20 protein-coding genes are annotated in these 21707 nt (G+C 58.2%); 10 read left to right on the top strand and 10 right to left on the bottom strand.

The features are described 5' to 3' along the window. The first annotated feature begins 316 nt into the window (after window positions 1-316). The 6 genes from QF050_RS03185 (at window position 317) to QF050_RS03210 (ending at window position 5660) form a co-directional block, all read left to right on the top strand. Window positions 317-1057: a GntR family transcriptional regulator gene (locus tag QF050_RS03185; RefSeq protein WP_308929122.1), complete on the top strand. Its 741-nt coding sequence runs from the start codon at window positions 317-319 to the stop codon at window positions 1055-1057. Window positions 1058-1074: 17 nt separating this feature from the next. Next, window positions 1075-1968 (top strand): 5-deoxy-glucuronate isomerase, encoded by an 894-nt coding sequence (iolB, locus tag QF050_RS03190; protein WP_308929123.1) that lies wholly within the window; start codon window positions 1075-1077, stop codon window positions 1966-1968. 296 nt (window positions 1969-2264) lie between these two features. After that, window positions 2265-2903 (top strand): HD domain-containing protein, encoded by a 639-nt coding sequence (locus tag QF050_RS03195; protein WP_308929124.1) that lies wholly within the window; start codon window positions 2265-2267, stop codon window positions 2901-2903. A gap of 178 nt (window positions 2904-3081) precedes the next feature. Beyond that, entirely contained in the window at window positions 3082-4071 is a 990-nt protein-coding gene (locus tag QF050_RS03200; protein WP_308929125.1) for a GlxA family transcriptional regulator, read from the top strand. 61 nt (window positions 4072-4132) lie between these two features. Then, entirely contained in the window at window positions 4133-4870 is a 738-nt protein-coding gene (locus tag QF050_RS03205) for an SDR family oxidoreductase (protein WP_308929126.1), read from the top strand. Between the two features lie 385 nt (window positions 4871-5255). Next, window positions 5256-5660 carry a tautomerase family protein gene (locus QF050_RS03210; protein ID WP_308929127.1) on the top strand — a complete coding sequence of 135 codons (405 nt, stop codon included), beginning with the start codon at window positions 5256-5258 and terminating at the stop codon, window positions 5658-5660. 274 nt (window positions 5661-5934) lie between these two features. Here the strand turns inward: QF050_RS03210 and QF050_RS03215 are convergent, their stop codons facing one another. Continuing rightward, window positions 5935-6948, bottom strand: coding sequence for a LacI family DNA-binding transcriptional regulator (locus QF050_RS03215; RefSeq protein ID WP_308929128.1), 1014 nt, complete (start codon window positions 6946-6948; stop codon window positions 5935-5937). 295 nt (window positions 6949-7243) lie between these two features. Between QF050_RS03215 and QF050_RS03220 the strand changes: the two genes are divergently transcribed. From QF050_RS03220 to QF050_RS03230, 3 genes are all read left to right on the top strand, one after another. After that, window positions 7244-8221, top strand: a complete 978-nt coding sequence (locus QF050_RS03220) for an alpha/beta hydrolase (protein ID WP_308929129.1) — start codon at window positions 7244-7246, stop codon at window positions 8219-8221. 311 nt (window positions 8222-8532) lie between these two features. Beyond that, window positions 8533-8988, top strand: a complete 456-nt coding sequence (locus QF050_RS03225; RefSeq protein WP_308929130.1) for an aldehyde dehydrogenase family protein — start codon at window positions 8533-8535, stop codon at window positions 8986-8988. Next, window positions 8985-9557 carry an aldehyde dehydrogenase family protein gene (locus tag QF050_RS03230; protein ID WP_308929131.1) on the top strand — a complete coding sequence of 191 codons (573 nt, stop codon included), beginning with the start codon at window positions 8985-8987 and terminating at the stop codon, window positions 9555-9557. The genes QF050_RS03225 and QF050_RS03230 overlap by 4 nt, the downstream gene beginning before the upstream one ends. Window positions 9558-9611: 54 nt before the next feature. Here QF050_RS03230 and QF050_RS03235 read toward each other — a convergent pair whose 3' ends face one another. The 6 genes from QF050_RS03235 to QF050_RS03260 form a co-directional block, all read right to left on the bottom strand. Further along, on the bottom strand, window positions 9612-10763 hold the full coding sequence (locus QF050_RS03235) for an agarase (protein WP_308929132.1): 1152 nt from the start codon (window positions 10761-10763) through the stop codon (window positions 9612-9614). 443 nt (window positions 10764-11206) lie between these two features. Then, window positions 11207-12205 (bottom strand): ABC transporter permease, encoded by a 999-nt coding sequence (locus tag QF050_RS03240; protein WP_308929133.1) that lies wholly within the window; start codon window positions 12203-12205, stop codon window positions 11207-11209. Next, the gene (locus tag QF050_RS03245; RefSeq protein WP_308929134.1) at window positions 12202-13776 is read right to left on the bottom strand and encodes a sugar ABC transporter ATP-binding protein; all 1575 of its coding nucleotides are present in this window, start codon (window positions 13774-13776) and stop codon (window positions 12202-12204) included. The genes QF050_RS03240 and QF050_RS03245 overlap by 4 nt, the downstream gene beginning before the upstream one ends. A 27-nt stretch (window positions 13777-13803) precedes the next feature. Beyond that, entirely contained in the window at window positions 13804-14958 is a 1155-nt protein-coding gene (locus tag QF050_RS03250) for a substrate-binding domain-containing protein (protein ID WP_308929135.1), read from the bottom strand. Window positions 14959-15106: 148 nt separating this feature from the next. Beyond that, window positions 15107-15898 (bottom strand): TIM barrel protein, encoded by a 792-nt coding sequence (locus QF050_RS03255; RefSeq protein ID WP_308929136.1) that lies wholly within the window; start codon window positions 15896-15898, stop codon window positions 15107-15109. Further along, window positions 15895-17013, bottom strand: coding sequence for a Gfo/Idh/MocA family oxidoreductase (locus QF050_RS03260; RefSeq protein WP_308929137.1), 1119 nt, complete (start codon window positions 17011-17013; stop codon window positions 15895-15897). Before QF050_RS03260 ends, QF050_RS03255 begins: the two co-directional genes overlap by 4 nt. Window positions 17014-17104: 91 nt before the next feature. Between QF050_RS03260 and QF050_RS03265 the strand changes: the two genes are divergently transcribed. Then, on the top strand, window positions 17105-18169 hold the full coding sequence (locus QF050_RS03265) for a LacI family DNA-binding transcriptional regulator (protein WP_308929138.1): 1065 nt from the start codon (window positions 17105-17107) through the stop codon (window positions 18167-18169). A gap of 80 nt (window positions 18170-18249) precedes the next feature. Here QF050_RS03265 and QF050_RS03270 read toward each other — a convergent pair whose 3' ends face one another. The 3 genes from QF050_RS03270 to QF050_RS03280 all read right to left on the bottom strand — a co-directional run bounded on the left by QF050_RS03270 (window position 18250) and on the right by QF050_RS03280 (window position 21584). Continuing rightward, on the bottom strand, window positions 18250-19287 hold the full coding sequence (locus tag QF050_RS03270) for a Gfo/Idh/MocA family oxidoreductase (protein WP_308929139.1): 1038 nt from the start codon (window positions 19285-19287) through the stop codon (window positions 18250-18252). Window positions 19288-20021: 734 nt separating this feature from the next. Next, window positions 20022-20240 carry a hypothetical protein gene (locus tag QF050_RS03275; protein WP_308929140.1) on the bottom strand — a complete coding sequence of 73 codons (219 nt, stop codon included), beginning with the start codon at window positions 20238-20240 and terminating at the stop codon, window positions 20022-20024. Between the two features lie 762 nt (window positions 20241-21002). Next, window positions 21003-21584 (bottom strand): TetR/AcrR family transcriptional regulator, encoded by a 582-nt coding sequence (locus tag QF050_RS03280; RefSeq protein ID WP_308929141.1) that lies wholly within the window; start codon window positions 21582-21584, stop codon window positions 21003-21005. Between the last annotated feature and the right edge of the window lie 123 nt (window positions 21585-21707).

Here is a 21707-nt window from a genome sequence, read left to right on the forward strand (position 1 = left end):
TCGCTCTTGGCGGTCCACATGAGGTATTGGATACCGAGGCTACCTAAGGAATGAGTGGCGTTTTTTCCCATACTGCGTAGATACAGCTCGTTTCCGTCATGAGTGACCAGCAATGCCGCAGTCTCGTCTTTGAAGCTGACCCCCCCAGCCCAGGAGCTCCGTGTAAACCCTGCGGGAACGGAAACGCCGTTGCTCTGGCCCGAACCGCTGGCGCTTCGAGTGCTATGTTAGGTCAACCGGACATTATTATTGCCGTTGTAGGCGCGGCTGTCCGGTCCGGACGGACGCGCAGAGACCGAAGACGAGGGAACGCACCGTGGCGAACAACCTGGGACTCAGCATCGACCGCTCCTCCCCCGTGCCCCTGTACCACCAGGTGGTCCAGGGCATCGAAGCGGCCATCTACAGCGGGGTGCTGGAACCCGGGAGCCGGCTGGACAACGAGATCGACCTCGCCGCCCAGCTCAACCTCTCCCGGCCGACCATGCGGAAGGCCATGGACGAACTGGTCCGCTCCGGCCTGCTGGTGCGCAAGCGCGGTGTGGGTACCCAGGTGGTCTCCAGCCAGGTGCGCCGCCCGCTGGAGCTCTCCAGCCTCTACGACGACCTCACCAACAATGGCAAGAAGCCCACCACCGAGGTGCTGAGCTTCTCGCACGTGGAGGCGGACGACGCGACGCTTAGCACGCTGCAGCTTCCCGCCGGCTCGAAGGTGTACCACTTCACCAGGCTGCGGCGGGTGGGCGTAAAGCCCCTGGCCCTCATGGAGAACTGGGTGCGGGACGATATCGCCGAGATGGACGAGGCGATGCTGGGCGCGGAAGGCCTCTACTCGATCCTGCGCCGCGGCGGCGTGAACTTCCGGCTCGCCACGCAGCGAATCGGCGCCATGAACGCCAACGAATACCAGGCGTCCATGCTGGACACTCCGGCGGGGTCGGCCCTGGTCACCATGGAACGCACCGCCGTGGACGATACCGGCCGCCGGGTCGAAACGGGCCACCATGTGTACCGCGCCGATTCCTACAGCTTTGAAATGACACTCGTACAGCGATAATCCAAGGAGCCAACTCCATGACCAACTGGGTCTACCCCCTGGGCACCGCCGCCGACGACGTATGGGACGTTTCGATCGGAACCTCCGATTCCTCCCTGACCGTGGACGGCTGGGCACACACCGGACTGAAGGTGGCCACCCTGCCGGCGGGCGCCGCCGTCGAACTTCCCGCCGCAGAGGAGGAACGGATCGTGGTGCCCCTCAGCGGGTCCTTCACCGTGACCGTGGACGGCACGGACTACCCCCTGGACGGCCGCTCGTCCGTGTTCTCCGGGCCCACCGACGTGCTGTACTCGGGCACCGGGCGGGCCGTGACAGTCAGTTCTGCCGACGGCGGCCGTGTTGCCGTGGCAACCGCCCCTGCCAAGGCGTCGTATCCCACCAGGCTGGTGCCCGCCGCTGAAACCCCGGTGGAGCTTCGCGGGGCTGGCAACTGCTCGCGCCAGGTCCACAACTTCGGTACACCCGCAGCCCTGGAGGCCGACCGCTTCATCGTGTGCGAGGTCCTCACGCCGGCCGGCAACTGGTCCTCCTACCCTCCCCACAAGCATGACGAGGAGAAGGACGGCGAAACCTCCCTCGAAGAGATCTACTACTTCGAAACCCAAGTAGCAGCCGGCGGCCCGGCACCTGCCGATGCCGACGCCATGGGCTACCAGCGCGTCTACGCCTCGGACGAGCGGCCCATCGACGTCTCCGCCGAGGTCCGCACGGGCGACGTCGTCCTGGTCCCCTACGGCTGGCACGGCCCGGCAATGGCCGCCCCGGGATACGACCTTTACTACCTGAACGTCATGGCCGGCCCCGGACCCGTGCGCGAATGGCTGATCAGCGATGACCCCCACCACGGCTGGGTCCGCCAGACCTGGGACAGCCAGAACATCGATCCCCGGCTGCCTTTCGGCGTCTGACGCGGGCGCGACCAGTCGGGCAGCCGCCAAATGGTCAGTTCCCCGTTTGGAAGGCACTGGAGCGAGCAACAGTGCCTGAGCCATCTCAGCACCAGAACATGCCGCTCGGGGGTCTCCTGATATGAGGAGATTCCATCCGACGGCGCCGTCATCATGACGGCGTGTGCAGCGCTCCATGGAGAGTCCTGATCTGTGGGATGGACGTCCGTTCTGCCAGTGTCAGGGCGGTCCTTTATGCGAGAGTCTGGATGCATGCGGGAAATGCATTCCGGCCCTGAACACGGAAAGAACAAGTGATGATCGAAACAATCGCCGGAATATCGGTCCCTGATACAGATCTGATTCGTGAAGCGACAGCCCTTGTACGGTCGGCGGCAGATGACACCCTATTCCACCATTCCCGCAGGGTGTACGTGTGGGGAATGCTTCAAGCAAAAGCCTCGAGCCTAGAGCCCGACCCGGAGCTGGCCTACGTGGGCGCCATGTTTCATGATCTAGGTCTGACGCAAAAGTACCGCACCCGTGACCGGCGCTTCGAGGTTGATGGTGCAGAAGCGGCATACGATTTTCTGCGCGAACAGGGACGGTCGGAAGAGGAGGCGCGCGCTGTTTGGCTGGGGATAGCGCTTCACACAACCCCAGAAATACCCTTGTCTCTGGCGCCCGAAGTGGCAGTGGTAACGCTGGGAGTGGAGACCGACGTCCTGGGCCTCCGTCTTGACCATATCAGCGAGGAAAACCGCCGTGAGGTCGTTCGTCAGCACCCGCGGAAGCAATTTAAACAGCGCATCTTGGAAGCTTTCCACGAAGGTATGAAAGACCGCCCGGAGACGACCTTCGGCACGATGAATGATGACGTACTCAGTCACTTCGATCCATCCTTCAAACGGGAAAACTTCGTCAGAATCATCATGGACAACGACTGGAACGAATGATGTCTGGCCGGTCCTGCAGCCTGGGCTCACACGCATGCAGGAGTCCGGCGTTTCGGAGGACTCAACCAATCGAGAGATTCGGGAACTTTGGCTTACTCTTCCGTCTGCAGCGGGATTCCGAACCTGGAAGGTCTCAGACTCCGGCAATCCATGAAGTCAAGCGCAAGGGAAGGTCATCATGACGCGTTCAAAAAGTGTCGTCTTCCTGGTGTTTGACGGCGTGAAATTGCTGGACATCTCCGGACCTGCGGAAGTTTTCGCCGAGGCCAACAAATTCGGCGGCAACTATTCTCTGCGCTTCGTTTCCATATGCGGAAAGCCCGTCCTGACCTCAATCGGAACCAGGCTCGAAGTGGACGGCGCACTCAGGCTGAGAACAGACATCGATACCATTATTGTTCCCGGAAGCGATGACCTCGTCGTCAAGCCCATACCTGCCGCTTTGGTAGCAGCAGTTCAAGAGCTTCACCCTATCGCCCGGCGTTTGGTATCCATCTGCACTGGGGCATTTGTTCTCGCTTCTGCTGGCGTCCTCTCCGGTCGCAACGCAACCACTCACTGGCGGCATGTCTCAGTCTTTTCGCGCTCCCACCCGGACATCCATGTTGAACCCGACGCGTTGTTTGTCGAAGACAAGGGGGTATTCACTTCAGCCGGAGTTTCAGCGGGTATTGATCTTGCACTGGCACTTGTCGAGCAAGACCATGGAGCCCCCGTCGCCCGGGAGGTGGCCAGGAACCTCGTGTTGTTCATGCAACGGCCAGGTGGTCAAACCCAGTTTTCAGCACCCCTTCAAATCAAGCCAGTCGGGAGCAGGCCGCTGCGGGACATCGTCGAGAGCGTGTCCGCCTATCCTGCCCTGAATCACAGCGTCGACTCTATGGGTTTACTGGTAGGACTAAGTGCCCGCCAGGTCTCGCGACTCTTCGCAGCAGAGCTGGACACGTCACCCGCGAGATTTGTAGAGCGCATTCGATTGGAGCATGCGAAGGCGCTCCTCGAAGCGGGATGTAGCGTATCAGCCGCCGCGCGCGCGTCCGGTTTCGGCAGCACAGAGTCCCTGCGGCGAAGCTTCATGAACCGACTCCACCTCTCACCGAGCGACTACCGTTCACGGTTTTCGACGACTTCACCGCCTTTAGTGCCCACTAAAACCCGTACCAATTAGTCAGACGCACACGTATGGCTGAGACCGCAGGTAGCACAACGACACATTCCTAGGAGAAAACATGAACACACCTACAGACCGAGTCGCACTTGTCCTGGGAGGTTCCGGAGGGATAGGACGATCCGTCGTTGAGCGGCTCATCGAAGATGGGTTCTCTGTGGTTATCCACTACGCGGGTAACAAGGAAGCCGCCGAACATCTGGTCGATTCCATAGCTGCAGGAGGGGGCAGCGCCATTAAAGTTAGCGGCGATGTGGCTGACATGGACGCGATGAGCGATGCGTTCCAATTAGCTGAGGACACCTTCGGCGGTATTGACGTCGTCGTGAACACGGCCGGAATCATGATTCTGGGAACAATCGCCGATTTGGATCTTGATGAGCTCGACCGCATGCATCGAACCAACATCCGTGGGACTTTCGTCGTATCCCAGCAGGCAGCCCGACGTGTCCGTGCTGGCGGGGCAATTATCAACTTCTCTACAACAGTGACCCGTGCGCAATTCCCAGGTTACGGAGCGTATGTCGCCAGCAAGGCTGCGGTCGAAGGCATAACGCTCACGCTCGCGCGCGAGCTGCGAGGCAGGGACATCACGGTCAATACCTTGGCCCCAGGCCCCACTGCAACCCCTCTGTTCCTTCGGGGAAAAGCTGACCAGCAGATTGATCAGCTTTCAAAGGCAGCTCCGTTGGAGCGTCTCGGGCGGCCGGATGACATCGCTGAAGCAGTGGCGTTCCTTGCCGGCCCTGGAAGGTGGATTAATGGGCAAACCATCTATGCCAACGGCGGTCTCGCCTAAAGAGTCACGGGCATGCGCCCGGGGCCAGCACTTTTGAATCCTCGTGGCATCCAAGGTTCTCACTGAACAGATAGTCGGCCACGGCAGGGGTGGCGTGCTCGGCGCCCCTGCCTCACCTTGGCGCCTGCGGCGTTGATCCGGCTTGGTCGCGGCGGCGCCGCTAGGGCCTATCCCGACGAAGTAGTTCCAAAACGAGACGGGGCTCCGCCACCGAACGGCCCCGTTTCTACCGCACAGAGCCGGGTCCGGCATTTGTTATAAGGGAGGTGACGTTCGCCATCCAAAAGCACGTTCCCGGCCACACGGCGGGCGCTCCAGTGACGAAAACGTTGCCGCAAAGGACCATCCTTGTTAGTATGTCTGGACAAACTAACAAGGAGGGCGTATGCCGCTGGTACGAATCGACGTGAACGAAGGACGCACCCAAGAGGAGCTCCAGGGTCTCAGCCGGGGAATACACGACGCCATACTCGAAGAGTTCGACATTCCGGCGCGGGACTACTTCCATATCCTGACGGAACACCCGCAGGGTCAGATTTTCGCGCAGGACGCAGGGCTGGGGTTCGAGCGCACGACGGCGGTAGTGATGATTCAGATCTTCACCCAGGGCGGCCGGTCTCGGGAGGCGAAGCAGCAACTGTTCGCTGCGGTGGCGGCAAAGCTTTCCGCTGTTGGAGTAGCCGGTGAGGATGTGTTTATCGGTTACGTGGAGAACAGTGCCGACGACTGGTCTTTCGGGTTTGGGAGAGCGCAGTATGTGACTGGAGAATTGGCGGTCCCAGAGAAATAGCCGCTCCTGGCGGTACCAACAAATGAGAGGGTAGGAACTTCTGAACGGTTTTTTGGCGCTTCAGCGGCTGCCATGTAACTCACCCCCGCATCTTCGACGACTCAGGGCCGAGGGGTATTCTCACCACCCGGAGTTGCGGCTCGGCCCCTTCGGTCTTCCGAATGGCGCCCGCTAAAGCTCACTCCGAACTTTTAACCCACGACGTTGAGCGGCATCCAGTAACAGCAGAACTAGCCGCGCTTCACAGAGGAGTAGCTGTCGCTACAGGCCAGTCCTACTCAGCGGGTCTCACTGAAGGCGTCGCTGTTGACGTTCTCACTATTAAAGTGGGCTGAAGGACGTGATCAGTCACACCAAGGTCAGTATCCTGCATCCTGGCAACCGCCCTGGCCACGGCAATGCGGGCAACGCCTTTCGTGTCCTGTTGAACACTGGTCAGCCCTACCGCTCTCAAGCGGGAGATGCGGCTGTCGTCATAGCCAACAACCGAAAGCGCATCGGGAACTCGGACGCCTGCCCGGACCGCGGTGTATAGCAGGCCGAGAGCGCATCGATCGTTGTATGCAAAAACAGCTGTCGGCCGCTCCTTTGGTGCTAGCTGCAGTATCGATTCCATAGCCCGGGCGCCATCATCCTCACTCTCACCACCCGGCAGGACGACCGCAAGGTTCGACAGTCCCCTCGATCTCATGGTTTTCGTGTACCCGTGGAGTCTGTCCTGTGACCCCGCCTGACCCGCGCCGTCCACGTAAGCCACGCGCCGGTGGCCGCGATCCAATAGGTGTTCTGTCGCAAGTCGACCTCCTAGAACATCATCGACACGCACGGTGTCGATTGTTCCTGCAGGAAGCCGTCTATGAAGCATTATGGACGGAAGCTCCTGGTCAAAAGCTTTGAGCTGCCCATCGCTAGCTTGCACCCCCAGAAATAAGAGGGCGTCACACCGCTCCTGAATAAGGCTAGCAACTGCCGCGTCTATCATTCGGCCGCGTGTCACAGCACTAATAGCCAATTCATAGTGTGTGCCGATCTCAGCGTAAAGAGCGTCGATCATGTCCGCGTGGAATGGATGCTCAAAGTTGACAACAACCCCGATTGTTCCTGCCTGCCTTTTCCGAAGTCGCTGGGCGCGGGAATCGGGCCTGTAACCAAGCCGCGCCGCCACTTCCACTACTCGCTGTCGGTTGGACGGGCTCGCCCCCGGCAAATCACGCATTACGAGCGAAACTAAGGATGTCGAAACTCCTGCCTCAGCGGCAACGTCGGCTATGGTCGGTCGGCGCGTCATCGCTTCCGCCTTTCGAAGGATCGTGGTCTACCTCCCCTGCAAGCCTGGACGGGGCAATGGTTACTCTGTGACGCTGCCGAGGATGCCCGACATGAAGAAGGATCGTCACTTTCCCTTGTCCCCTAGAACGTTACAGGCTACTCTCGACCCTAGAACGTTGCAGGTGCCAAAAATTTGGCGTTACTACAGAAAAAACGTTCGACACAGATCTTCAGAGGATGCTGTTGAAGGCGAATCCTCGCTTGCCGACAGCACTCGCTTCGGTCCAAATCTTAATCGTCTCGGAGGTGTAGTAATGCTTTCCCCATCCAAACCAAATTACGAAGTATTCGGTCCGCTTTCCATTCCTTATAAGGCGCCTGCCGGCAGCCCTTCGGCGACCATACCCGTGGACGTAGAGCACGGTCTGGTCCCGGTAGCAGAAGGAGTGCGGCTTCATTACACCGTGGCAGGCGAGGGAGAACCCGTACTTCTGATCCACGGATGGCCCCAGAGTTGGTACTCATGGCGCTTCATGATACCGATGTTCGTGACAGCCGGCCGGAAGGTTTACGCGGTAGATACCCGAGGACTTGGTGATAGTGATGCGCCTCCAGAAGGTTTCGACCTAGAAACGCTAGCCCGTGATCTGCATGTTCTGATCGCCCGCCTCGGTTTGGATCAAGGCAGTGGCGTTGACATCGTCAGCCATGACACCGGAAGTTGGATAGCGCATGCTCTCGCAGTCGCGTATCCAGAGGACGTACGTCGCCTAGTTCTTTCTGATGCCTTCATCCCAGGTGTTTCTCCCAACCCCCCGGCAGGCTACCCAGACATGGTCATGGTCCACAGGCAGTGGCATTTTTACTTCAACAGGGTTGAGGGCCTTCCGGAGGCAATGATCGAGGGGAAGGAACGAACATGGCTGTCCTGGTTTTTCGGTCCTGCTAAGCTGGCCCGCACCTGGACCATCGAGCCAACGGCATTTGAGGAATACCTGCGGGTGTTTTCCAAGCCCGGGGCGGTTCGGGCAGGTCTTGCCTATTACCGACATGTATTCAGCCCAGAGGGGAGATCAGCCAGCGCCCTCAGAAGCGGATGTATGATCGACGCCCCGACTCTAGCGCTCGGCGGCGAACTGGCCGACGCAGATAACCTGTATCAGACCATGAAGAGCGTGGCCCCAAGGCTCGCGGGACATGTTTTCCCCGGCATTGGACACCACCTGCCAGAGGAATGTCCGGAGCAAATGTTCGAACGGGTAGTGAGCTTCTGGAACGAGAACCTACAGTAACCTACTGGTGAAAAGGCCCCCGTGGCCGACTCTTATCTGCCAATAAGACCATCTCGCGCCTTCTTTGTCTTGCGAGAGTTCAACTGCTTCTCTAGTTGTGATTCTCGTCGCAAGCTTGGACTGCAGGTTGGGCGCTTCGCGAATCAAGTACTCACGGAGCGCAAACCTGCCATCTTGAAGCGTCATGCAACAACTCCCGGGTCACGAGAGTACCCCCTTACCGCCACTGTCGCCGCTGGGGAGCGTACAAGAAGAGCCCGGAAGTCATCGAACACCCGTGCGGCATCCCCACCCTGCTCAAGGGCGACTACTTGCGCTGGCCGCTCGGCGTCGTTGCAGGCATCACGCCGTTCAACTTCCCCGTGATGGTGCCGCTCTGGATGGCCCCGATGGCGATCGCCACCGGCAACGACTTCATCCTCAAGCCCTCCGAGCGGGATCCCTCCGCGTCGCTGCTGCTGGCCAAGCTGTGGAACGGAAGCCGGCCTGCCGGACGGTGTGTTCCAGGTCCTGCACGCGACAAGGAAACCGTGGACGGGCTGCTGACCCACCGGGACGTGGACGGCATCTCCTTCGTCGGCTCCACCCCGATCGCACAGTACGTCCACGAAACCGCCACCAAGCACGGCAAGCGCGTCCAGGCGCTGGGCGGGGCGAAGAACCAGCCATCATCCTGCCCGACGCCGACCTGGACAACGCCGCCGCCGCCGTTGGCGACGCCGCGGACCTGCTGGTCAAGAAGGTCGAAGAGCGGGCACTGGCCGTGAAGGTCACCAACGGCACCGCCCCCGACGCCGCAATGGGCCCCGTCATCACCCCGGCCTCCAAGGATTTCATCCTTAAGACGGTTACTGAAGCAGAGGCTGCTGGAGCCACGCTAGTAGTTGACGGCCGGGACCTGGTGGTTCCCGGCCATGAAGACGGCTTCTGGGTCGGCCCCACCATCATCGACCACGTGAAGGCCGAAATGGCTGCCTACACAGAGGAGATCTTCGGACCCGTCCTCGTTGTGGTCCGTGTCGAGACCCTGGAAGAGGGCATCAAGCTCATTAACGCCAACCCCTACGGCAACGGCACCGCCATCTTCACCTCTTCCGGCGCCGCAGCCCGCAAATTCCAGCGCTCCGTGGATGTCGGCATGATCGGTATCAACGTGCCCCTGCCGGTTCCGGTCGCCTATTACTCATTTGGCGGTTGGAAGGCGTCACTCTTCGGCGACAAGCACATCTACGGCCCCGAAGGTGTTTCCTTCTACACCCGCGGCAAGGTCGTCACTTCCCGCTGGCCCGAAACCCACCACGCCTCCGGCGCTTCCTACAAACTTCCCCTCCACTAGCGCCCCGCGGAACAGGTTCAGATTCACACGGCGACTCCCCCTTAAGCCCGAGCTTCAAACCTGCTTGTGTTTGAGCCTGTCATAGATGGACATGTTTACATCTGACACAACGCGTGCAAAATCGGCATACGGCTCGTCGAAAGGGCTCTTAATTCCCCAGCCCCTGACGGGGTTTTCCACGTAACCACACCAGTGCCATCCGACCAGCCACGGGTCGTCTAGCAGAGCGTTCAACGACTCCTCGTAATTAAGCGCGCGTGCTGACTGGTTAGCGAGCGAGTCCCAACGTGGCGCGTGCAGGACTGTTCCACAGCTGTTACCGGCGTCTGCGTTGATGATTGGTTTTCCGGTCAGGTCATGCCACCGGTGCAGGTCGTCCCGCATTTTTTTGTGTGCTGTCGGGTCCGCTCCCGGGAAGTACTGGATTGACAATACGTCCAGGAATGGGGCTGCGGCTGTCAAGACCACGTCGGGAATGCCCTTATTTCCGTTGTATCTGTCCCCAAGAATGAGGTGCGTGTCGTCGAAAGCCCTGACCGCGGATGTTGTCACCTCGTAGTATCGAGCTGCTATTTCAGCCAGTTCGCCCTCACTTACGTGGCGGCCATTCCGCGTGAAGTAGCGGTTGCTTGCATGGTGCATCCAGGCCGGGATGTCGACAAAAAAGTAGCCAATCAGGTTGGGGTCGTCTGCGTGATTAGCGACCACCGTTCTCGCCAAGTGGGCAGCGTAGTCTTCAAAGTCGCGGGAGAAGACGTCAGGGTAATGAGGGTTACCGTTCCAGTTTTCGAATTCGGCAAACCTCAGCGTTTGAACGTATGGCATTCCGGCGCTGCGCAACTCGCTCGGAGTCCACCCTGCGCTGTGCTTGAGGTCGATCGGGTTAAGCCAGTCAGCGTCGATTTCATAGTCACCGGCAACCCACTGCTGCGTCCATCCCAAGGTGTTGAACCCGAATGTGCGCAGATCGTCCAGAACGGCGCCCCGCCAACGCTCGCGTGAGCCGTAGCGCGTATTCCAGAGTTGGATGTTATAGGGATGCTTAAGATCCGCTTCCTCGGCATGGTTGAGACCCAGGGAGAAGAAGGCGTTTCCTTCTGGGGTGAACAGCCACCATCGCTCTTGCTCAAACCCGACACCGAATCGTCCCGTGGCCGGTGTCGTCACTGACGTCAGACCACCAAAAGTATCAAGTGTTGCGTCCATTTGTGTACCTCTCTACGTGTGCAGGGATATGAATTTTCTGAGTCGTAACCATCGGCGGACTATTGCCTTGGAGGGGGCGACCAATTCGCGAATCAACATCGGACGCTCCGGAAGAATGTGGTTGGCAGCTGTATCCGGATCAACCCATGTAGTACTGCGAAACGAGGTCCCGCCTGCCGTCGCGCCGCTGGCTCAAACGGCCACATAATGCCTACTGGCATTGAGGACATCGCGGGAGGAGTTCAACGCTCGGCGAAATACTGCGGTGCCCTACCAGCAGACTCTCTCTGCAGTCTGATTTCGGTTGTGATGTCGCGCTGGGCCTCCGAGACCGTACGGGTAGCACCTGAAGGGCCCGTTGCCTGTACCCGTCATGGTGCTACCCGTAGGATTGTCGCAAACAGCCGACGTCAGGGCCGGCTCGGACCTCGTCGAGCCGTGGGCTACTTCTTCTTGTTGTTGAAGGCAACAGCCGCGATGATGATGATTCCCTTGACGGTCAACTGGACTGCTGGGCTAACTCCCATGAGGACAAGTCCATTGTTCAAGATACCGATGATCAAGCTGCCCAGGACTACTCCGAAGATCGTCCCTCGACCGCCGAACAAGCTAACGCCCCCCAGGATCACGGCAGCTATGACGTCCAGTTCCAGGCCAGAAGCGACGTCGGGCCGGGCTGCGTGTCCACGGGCTGTCAGAATAAGTCCGGCCAGTCCTGCAAGCGCTCCTGTAATTGCAAATACCGATATCTTGATACGGCCGACCTTTATTCCAGAGTATTTTGCCGCGAGAGCGTTACCGCCAGTTGCTATGACTTTCCGGCCGAAGGTGCTGAAATGAAGAATCAATACTCCGCTCAAAATGACGAAAGCAGTCCATAGGATCGGAGTTGAAATACCGATAAGTGATCCATCACCAAAAATGGTCCAAAAATCCCTGTTCGAAACCAGGACGGGTGCGGTGTTAGTTATCATCATGGCGATGCCTCGAGCCACACCCAGCATTCCGAGTGTCACGAGGAAGGACGGAATCCCGAGCTTGGCGACCAGGAGCCCATTGATGAGTCCGATCAGGATGCCGCAAGCTATCGCCGCAAGAGCCCCTACCGTCCAACTGGATGCGAACTCCCTCATAGCGATAGCTGCTACAACGCCTGAAAGTGCAAGGTTGGATGCCACTGACAGGTCGATCTCGGCAGTGACGATGACTAGCGACATTCCCACGGCGATGATGGACACTAACGCCGTTTGCCGAGCGATGTTCGCGAAGTTGTCTGCAGAAAAGAAGACCGGCGAAGCCACAGAGAAGCCGAGCACGAGAACCAAGAAGGCCACGTACAAAAACACCGGCTGCTCACCGCTGCGGACACTTCTTTGAATACGTTCTATGAGGGTGGGAACTTTGGCTGATTTCACAGCCCGAACCGCGGCCGAAACACTCATGGTTGAAACTCCTGGATCAATTGGTGGAGGTGCTGTTCGCTGGAAATAGATGTCCGTGGGATTACCGAGGTGATTGTTCCATCCGTTACGATGGCAATCGTGTCGCAAAGCTGAAGTAGTTCAGCTAAATCGGACGACGCAATAATGACCGAGCTTCCAGCTTCAGCTGTTTTATGGATGATCTCGTAGATTTCACTTCTGGCACCGACATCCACACCCACCGATGGTTCGTCCAACAGCAAGACTCGCGGCCTTGGTTCTAGCCATTTGCCAAACACGACTTTCTGTTGGTTTCCACCAGAGAGGGTTTTAACCTGAGTTGCTGCATCGCGTGCCTTAATACCGAGGCGTTCAATGGCTTCAAGGGAGCGGGCACTTGACTTCGCTCGGTTGTAGATCCCCTGTCGCGAGAGCCCGCCAAGTTGAGGCATGGCAATGTTGCGTTCTATGGAATGCTCCAGAACCAGCCCCGACTCGTGGCGGTCCTCCGAGGCCAGGGCTATTCCGTGGCGGATCGCGTCGGAGGGATTTCTCAGGACGGTCGATATCCCGTCTAGCTCGAGTGATCCGCCCTTTATGGGCAGTAACCCGAAAAGCGTTTCAAGAATCTCCGTCCGACCGCTCCCGATGTTCCCGGCCAGTCCGTAGACCTCGCCAGATGCAACGGAAAGATTCAGATCGTGAAGACGTCTGTTAGATACCCCACGCAGAGTAATTCGATCCTTTTCCTCTGCACGAATGAAAGATCGGTTCATTGCGCTGCTTTCATTGTTTGCATACGCGTCGGCAAGTTTTCGGCCAACGATGGCATTCACGAGCTGCGACATATCCGTTTCTGACGTATTAACAGTTAGAACATTTTTGCCATCCCTGAACACGGTTACCCTGTCCGTCAACCTGAAAATCTCGGATAGGCGGTGGGTTACGTAAATTACTCCCACACCCCGTTTGACTACATTGCGAACTGCCTCGAACAAGATTTTCTCCTCGTCCGCTGTAAGTGCAGACGTAGGTTCATCGAGGACCAGAATTTGCGCCTTTTCAAGAAGGGCCTTGGCAATCTCGGTCATCTGTCTGTAAGCGAACGGCAGTGAAGCTACTACGGTTGAGGGGTCCAGGTCGAAGCCGTGCTCCTCAAGAAGATTCCGGGCATCTTTCTTCAGCTTTTTATGGTCGATTAGCCCCCAATTGGTTTTTGGTTCACGCCCGAGATAAAGGTTCGCAGCGACAGACATGGATGGAATCAGGCTGAGATCCTGATATACGACGGATATGCCCGCTTTTTGGGCTTCTGCCGTCGAGCGTATATTCACATCCTTTCCGTTTAGCTGTTGCCTGCCACGGGTTTTTTCTTCCGCGCCGGCCAGCACTTTGATTAAGGTCGACTTACCCGCACCATTTTGTCCAAGTATTCCGTGCACTTCCCCGGTGAACAACTCGAAGTCGACTCCGTTCAGCGCCTTTACCGGACCGTACTCTTTCTCGATGCCAACCATGCGGAGTAGCGGTACAGCCATTTCGTTGGAACCCTCACGTGTTGGGGCTGATTGAGCCTTTGTGGAAACAGACATCAGTGACGCCTTTCGTGTTTCGACGAGTTATTTCCTGCAGGCGGCGTTGTCATTGCAGGTCTTCACGAGATCGGCCGGCGGATCCTGGTGGTATACCTGCTTCCATGCGTCTAGGACGTTGTTGCGAATTACCGGGACGGATTTGAATGCAATCCATTGCGGTACGGATTTGCCGAGAAGTGCGTTGATTGCTGCGCTGGCTTCTGCCATCCCCTGGTCGTAGGGGACCTGCGCGCCGAAACCCTTGATCATTCCGCCGTTGGCAAGATCGATGGCTACGTCAGAGGCGATATTTACGGACGTGATAGGAAGGTTCTTACCCTGATTACGCAAGGCGCTCTCAATACCCATCGCCGGAACCTCCCATTCCGTGTACATGCCTTTCACATCGGGATTTGCAGTCAGGAAGTTTGATGCAGTGTCACCGGCCTTGGCTGGATCCAGAAATTCTGTGACTTTCACAACTATGTCGGGACGGTTTTCCTTCATCCAGTTCGTAAAGCCGTTTTTCCGTTCTTTAGTGACGAAGAAGTCGACGCCGAAGTCTAATACGCCGACCGATCCGCCGGTGGGAATATATTCGGCAAGAGCTTTCGCAGCTACAGCGCCGTTGCCCTGGTTATCAGATGAGACTATGCTCTGATAGTCCGTAGGGTACTTCAGACCCTTTGGGATGTTGTCCATCAAAATCAGCTTGATGCCGGCTGCACCAATCTTCTTGTAGGCTTCCGCGGTTGCCGTGTCATCAACGGGAATGCTGAGGATTGCGTCGGGCTTTTTTTGAATCATGTTTTCAATGCCGGCAATTTGTTTTTCAACGTTGTAGTCGGGGTCGATGACTCCTACTACTTCTGCATTGAACTCCTTTAGTCGGTCGGTAATACCCCGGACCTGTTCGGTGGACCATTCCACGTTCATGGTTTGCATGACAATGCCAACTTTGTACTTTTCGGACTTGGCTTTGGCGACCTCTTCGGTTGTCAGGTTGAGATCGCTGATGTTGCCGGATTTAACTCCGTCAGGTCCCCGCCCGACGATGTCGTTGGGTACGAGCGTCGCTGCGTCAACGGCTTGCAGTGGTTCGTTGTCTGATGAACCGGTCTGGGGGGATGAGCCGCATCCAGTTAGGAAGGCGAGTGATGCGGCGAAGGCAATCACGGCAACATTGGCTGATGTCTTCATTTGTCTCTTTCTGAGTTCAATCCAAGTGATATGCCAGCAGGTTCACTTGGTGTTGGCTGAGGGGTTAGATCAGAATTTCAATCTGGTGGGGGAGCTTATGAGCGACGGACCGGATTCCCCGTCGTCCAGGTGCGGTCCTGCTGTCGGCTTAGTCGCTAAATGCGGTGCGGAACGCGGTGAGGGCCTCATTGCCGGCCGGCACGCTCTGGCCACCGGAAGCGGAGGCTTCCAGCCCTACGACACCTGAGTAGCCGCTGAGCCTGAGCGCCGCCGCGACGGCCTGGAAGTTGATTTCGCCTGTGCCTGGCTCAAATCGCCCCGGGACATCCGCAACTTGAACTTCTCCGATCCAAGGCAGCGCTGCCCGAACCGTCTCGATGAGGTTTCCTTCCCCGATCTGGGCGTGGTACAGGTCCAGCATCATCCTGATGTTGGGATGATCCACGGCGGAGACCAGAGTAAGGGTGTCCTTAGCGCGGGCCAGCGGTATGCCGGGGTGGTCAAGGGTCGTGTTCAGGTTCTCCAGGGCGAATGTCACATCGTTTTGCTCGCCCAGCATGGCCAATCGTTCGAGGGTGCGCAAGCCGGTAAGCCACATTTCCCCCGTGGCACGGTGCAGCGGTCGAACCGCATGACCGCCCTCCCCTAGTTCGGCCGGATGAATGACCATGCGTTCGATACCTAGTTCTGCTGCGGTCGGAATCAGCTTCTCTGCTGATGCAAGGACTTGGTCCGCGCTGTCCGGGTCGATGAGGCTTCCCCCGAAGTAGCCGCTCATTGAGGAAAAGCGCGCACCGGTGGCGGCCAGGGCATGGGTGTCCAGTCCGCGGGTATCCCACAGCTCTACCTCGAAGCCCTGTTCGTGAATCAGCTTCACCCGTTCGATCAATGGCAGTTCCCCGTACAGCATTTCGGCACAGACTGCTAGCCGGAAGCTCATGCAAGCTCCACTGCTGCATATGCTTCTGGCTGGGATGCCCGAAGGTTGGCAATCGCCGAAACGTCAACCGGTTGGCCAGTCTCCGCGGATCGGAAGGCCGCCAAGGCTACGGCGAGTGCGTTACGAGCGTCGATGCCTCGAGGGGCGCCGGCCGCCTGCTGGCGTCCGTCCCGGCCGGATTCCACTCCGGTTACGAACTCGGCCAGTTCGGCCGTATAGGCGTCGAAAAAAAGCTCAGTGTTCAATCGAACGGTGGCAGCGCCGATACCCGAGGACGTGTAACTGGTGGCGCTGGAATGTTGAGGTCCTCCAACGGTGATCATGCCTGCAGAGCCAAATACTTCACCCCGGACGTCATAGCCATACAGGGCGTTGAAGTTGGCTTCAGCCACTGCAATGGCACCGTTGCTGTAGGTAATGGTTACCACGGCGGTGTCCTGAAGGCCGTTCGGCCTAAGTTCAGGAGCCACTAGAGCATCCGCCACGGCATGTACACGAACGGGAACAGCGCCAGGATTGAGCCAATTGAGCGTGTCAAAATCGTGGATCAGGGTCTCGAGGAAGATCGTTCCAGGCGCTATGCGGCCGGCGTTCGCTAGACCTGAAGCGGATCCCGGGTCCCGGGTCAGGGAACGGAGCAGCTGTGGTGTTCCTACGGTGCCGTCGTCAACGAGTTTCTTGGCTGCCGCGAAATCCTTCGCATAGCGTCGGTTGAACCCGAACTGAATACCAACCCCTGCAGCCTGGACGGCTTCCAATGCCTTGTCCAGTTCCTCCATATTGCGCGCCCCCGGCTTCTCGCAGAATACGTGTTTTCCCGCTTGAGCGCAGGCGGAGATCAAGTTGGCGTGGAAGCGCGCCGGCGCCGAGATGATGACGGCATCGATGTCGGGGTCATCGACCACGTCAGCGGGATCCGCGCTGACCTTACTGACGCCAAGTCTGGCCGCCAACGCATTTGCGACGGGAAAATCGGGGTCCGCGATTGCCTCTAATCGGGCATTAGGGATTCTGTGGACAACGGATTCGGCATGGAAACTTCCAATCCATCCAGCTCCGATAAGTCCCAGACGAATGGGGCTGGCATCCATCACACGTTGGTGGATATAGGTCATAAATGCTCCTGCTGCTCAATCTAGATCGTTCTAGTGGATCAAGAGTGGCATGTGATCCTCGTCATGTCTAGATCGTTCTATACTCAGCAAGATGGAGGAGCAGACGAGAGAGCCACAGCGCCGGCCGACGATGATGGATGTAGCCGAGGCCGCAGGAGTTTCACGGGCCTTGGTCTCCATCGTTATGAGAGGCGTTCCCGGCGCCGCCGAATCAACCCGCCAAAAGGTATTCGAAGCTTCCCGTCAGCTGGGGTACAGGCCGGACAGCCGCGCGCGGTTGCTGCGCAGCACCCGCACAAGGTTGATCGGTGTGAGCTTTTCAAGTTCCCAGCCGTTTCACACAGAAATCGTCGACGCTGCGTATGCGCAAGCCGACGCTCGAGGGTACGACATTGCGTTGAGTGCCGTCGCCAACGGACGTCCCGAAAAACGCGCCGCAGAGTCGTTACTTGATCTCGGATGCGAAGCGTTGATCATGATTTCCTCAACCTTGAGCCAGGAGGATCTCGAGCGATATTCCGGCCAAGCGCCAGTCGTCAGCCTTTTGCGCAGTGATGTGGGGGGCCACATAGATGCGGTCAGCAGTGATGATCTACACGGCATCCGATTAGCTGTTGAGCACTTCGCCGACTTAGGGCACGCGAGAATAGTTCATGTGGACGGGGGGACAGCAGTCTCGGCCAGGCAGCGCCGAAAGGCCTTTCGTATCGAGATGCAACGCCGGGGCCTTCAGGCGATTATCCTCCCCGGTGGACCTGGGGAAGAAGATGGGCTTCGAGCGGCAGAAGCCTTGAAGGACGACCCTCCCACGGCAGTTGTGGCCTTCAATGACAGGGCCGCCCTCGGTCTGATAGAGGGCCTACGGGCGAGTGGCTTGCGTGTCCCGCGCGACGTCTCGGTACTCGGCTACGACGACAGCCAGCTTGCGCGGCTTAGTTTTGTCCAGCTTTCATCCATTAGCCAGGATGCTCCAGTTCTGGCAGCAACGGCCGTTGACCGTGCCGTGGAACGGGTTGAAGGAACAACTTCTGCCGCTCACGTTGTAAGAACTCCGCATCTTGTCGTCCGCAAGACAACTGCGCCACCCCGAACGGCCCAATCACAGCCTAGCTGGGGGCCGGTAATGCAATCTAGAGATTTGCCGCATGACAAATAGGCTGCTCTAGTCCAGACATCTCGGCCCCGCAGGCTTGCTGGGTGCGGGATCCTAAGTGCCCCCTGCCATCCGGCGGCCTGCTATAGGGTAAGGCTGGTTGCGGTCACACTCACAGGAAGACCCGACTGCAGCGATTGCTGAGCTGCCTCTGCAACTATCGAAGCTGCGACGGCATCCTCTGGAGGGCATGGGTTCTTGCGCCTGCCGAGAATCAATTCGATGAAGGCGATGATTTCGGAGCGGTAAGCCGCCCTGAAGCGGTCGGCAAAAGTCAAATGCGGGATGCCCTCCGGGAACGTACTGGAGACCTCCGCCGAGCGAAGGGCAATCCTCTGGTCAAGACCGACCATGAGGGAGCCCTTTGAACCTTGTATCTCGAGCCGAACATCATGGCCCCCGCCGTTGTAGCGACTGGCCGAGACGGAGGCAAGCATCCCATTGTCGAAGGTCACCATGGCAAGCCCCGAATCGACGTCGCCAAGTTCGCCGATCCTGGAATCTCCATTGTTGGACCCTTGCGCATACACCTCGACGATTTCGCGTCCTGTCAACCAGCGCAGGATGTCGAAGTCGTGGACCGAGCAGTCATGAAAAATCCCGCCGGAGGTGGCCAGAAATTCCAAAGGTGGAGGGGCCATGTCGCATGTGACGGCTCGCAGAGCATGGAGCCACCCCAACTCTCCGGCAAGAAAGGCGCGTTTGGCCTCAAGGTAGCCCGCGTCGAACCTGCGCTGGTGACCAACTTGAACCGTACCGTCCATCGCCTTGATATGGTGGAGAACCGCTAGCGATTCAGGGACAGTAGTGGCCAGGGGTTTTTCGCAAAAAGCGGGGATGCCGGCATTGACAGTTTCCAGCAAAAGGTCCGGGTGGGTGCTGCTGCCCGTAGCGATGATGATTCCATCGACCCTGGACTCAAGAATATCAGTGAATGAGGTCCGAAATCCGGCCCCGAGACGGGCGGCTACGTCTCGGGCATGATCAGCTGCAACATCTGTGAGGACCAGTTGGAGATCAATGCCCTGACGGAGCATCTCTTTCTTGATGGCGTCTACGTTTTTGGCATGCATCGCGCCTATCCGCCCAGCTCCGACTAAGCCCAGCGTCATGTTTTTCATGTTGGTCCTCCATAGCAATTCCGCCAGTAGGTCGGTGGACGAGTACGTAGTTTGGGCACTCCCGCCGTTAGTCCGTTTTTTGCCAGATGTCGCCAACGCCACTTCTCATAGGGACAGGGGGCCGGTGGTGGGCACGGCCGCACTCCATTCGTTTCCGGGCCCGGAGGAAGTTCTGTCAAAGGCCGTTATCAGCCTCGCCATGAGGGCATTATGTTGCAAGCGGCCCAGACGTTTGGTTCGTTAGCCTGGTTTCGTGGAAGGGAGGAGCGGACTCGGACGTCAAAGCCTGAAGCTTTATCAAACACCCGCCGGGGCTCAGCTCCTTCCGAGAGGACCCATACGATTGAGGATCGATTTACCACGTCTTCCACCTCACCGACCCGCAACATCCTGCCGTCTCTAAAGACCTCGATCACTTCCCCTCTAGGGTTTTCCCAATCGTCCCGGAACTCAACGACGGGACCTTCACTCTTCCTTGGGGAAGGGTGGCCGGGGGTCCGCTCAACGTATACCCGAACGGGCAGCGATGTTGCGTCCTCCGTTTGTGCGTCAGAAGCTGGTTTCCCCCCGCTCTACCTGCGGATAAGGTCCCCATATTCGCAGCTCCATTCAGCATCTGTTTCACGTCCCGAAAATTGCAGTACCGCGTGCTGACTGGGCCTGGAAGGGGCAAGCAGTCAACCCGGTGGTTGTCGCGCCAGGGGCTCACCGTCAGAGATTGCCCCGCTTCAGCATCACCAGGAAGAAAGTTCCTGAGTGAGTCCGAATGGTACGGATTCGCTGACGGCCACGGTGAAACGGTTAAGGCTGTGGCGGGTGACCAGCACCCCATACTTTCGTTCCTTCATAGCTTCCTGCCTGGCAATCGATTCGGCCTTGTGAAGCTGACGCTCCATAGATGTCCTGTCCGTCGCTGTGATTTCAAGGACGATTTGAGTATCCCGGTGTGCCATGTCATCTCCGTGATTGGAACTCTTAGCATCGGGTCTAGAGCCGGTGGGAAAGCCGGCGCGGCCCCGCGCTGGAGGGGGTGTGGATTGATTGCGGCCCTAGAAGAGCCTGTTCCGCGGTCCATTCATGAGGGATGCCGGGGAGCGTCGCCGCCGGGCGACTTGATTAGTTTCGATAGAAACTGTTGTTCAGCTTAGAACGAAGGAATGTGATTTGCAAGAGTTTGTTATGACAACAGAACAACCTGCCCGTAACTTCACCTCCAGCGAGTGAAGCCCAGAAAAAGGCGCTGCAAGCTCAGACACGTAGGCAAACTAGGAACTATTACTGCTGGGATTAGCCACGCGGCACACGAACGACAACTCCCGCACGCCGTCTTCAGACAAGCGGGGCACTAGCTTGCCATCCCGAGAATGAAGCGGTGAGGGGGGCTTGTGGAAAACCGGGACCTGATCCAAGGCTACCCGGCAAGACGCTTCGAAGAGACAGCTCCCAGAGGCCGCTCCCGAACGGGATGCCTGCAGAGCACTGCGGCTGCGTTGGTACGCACAGTTATCCAAGGAATGGCCGTAAAGGGCAAAAGCGGTCGTACCAGAGCAGAGCTCGAATCAGTTGTTAGATCAATCATGCCCCTCTGGAACGTAGCCAACTAGACCCTGCAGGGCACGGCAAGGAAGGCCTGTGGTTGGCAGGGCCAAGCGGCAATGTGACTGCACACAACCTGGTTGCCTTCCCGTCGTCCTAGGGGGTTGTTGTCCTATCTTTCAGTCCGGCCAAGTTCGTAGGACAGCATTTACCAGTTCGGTGAGTTCCTCCTTGGATCGTCCCGATTTGGCCTGAACGGCGAGTCCCTGGACGAGTGTGCTCACGATTGCCGCCGCGTCACTGGCAGACATCGATGGCGGAAGGCCACCGTCATCCTTTGTATCCTCGAACCTTTCAGTTAACAAGTCCCAGAGGGCCTCCCGGCTCTCGGCCAGCTGAGCGCGGATTCTTTCTTTCTCCGGGCCTATGGCCAGAGCCGCATTGGTCTCCAAGCAGCCTGCGGGAGTCTCCTGTTCGGCATGGAGATTCACCATGCCGTGCAGCAGCCTGGTAGCGATCATCTTCGGGGTCCTTTGTCCCAGTGCCTCGATCCGGAACCTGAGGTACTCGCGATGGTAAACCTCCCGCACGCGCTCAAACAGCTCCTGTTTGGAGCCGAAAACTCTATAGATGCTGGCCTTGTTCATCCCCATGGCTTCCGCCAGCAGCTCCATGGAAGCCCCCTCGTAACCGTATCGCCAGAAGGTCTGCAGGGCAGCCCTCAAGGCCGCAGTCTCTTCAAATGTCCTGGGTCGCGACATTCACCCCTCCTCGCGTTCCTGTCAACAGCGCAATCCTCTCACGAAACAAGACGTTTTTTACCGAACGTTTGCATTCAATGAGAACGCCCGTTTACACTTTTTGAGAACGAGCGTTTACGTTGG

Source organism: Arthrobacter sp. SLBN-112, assembly GCF_030944625.1.
In the GTDB taxonomy this organism is placed as follows: domain Bacteria; phylum Actinomycetota; class Actinomycetes; order Actinomycetales; family Micrococcaceae; genus Arthrobacter.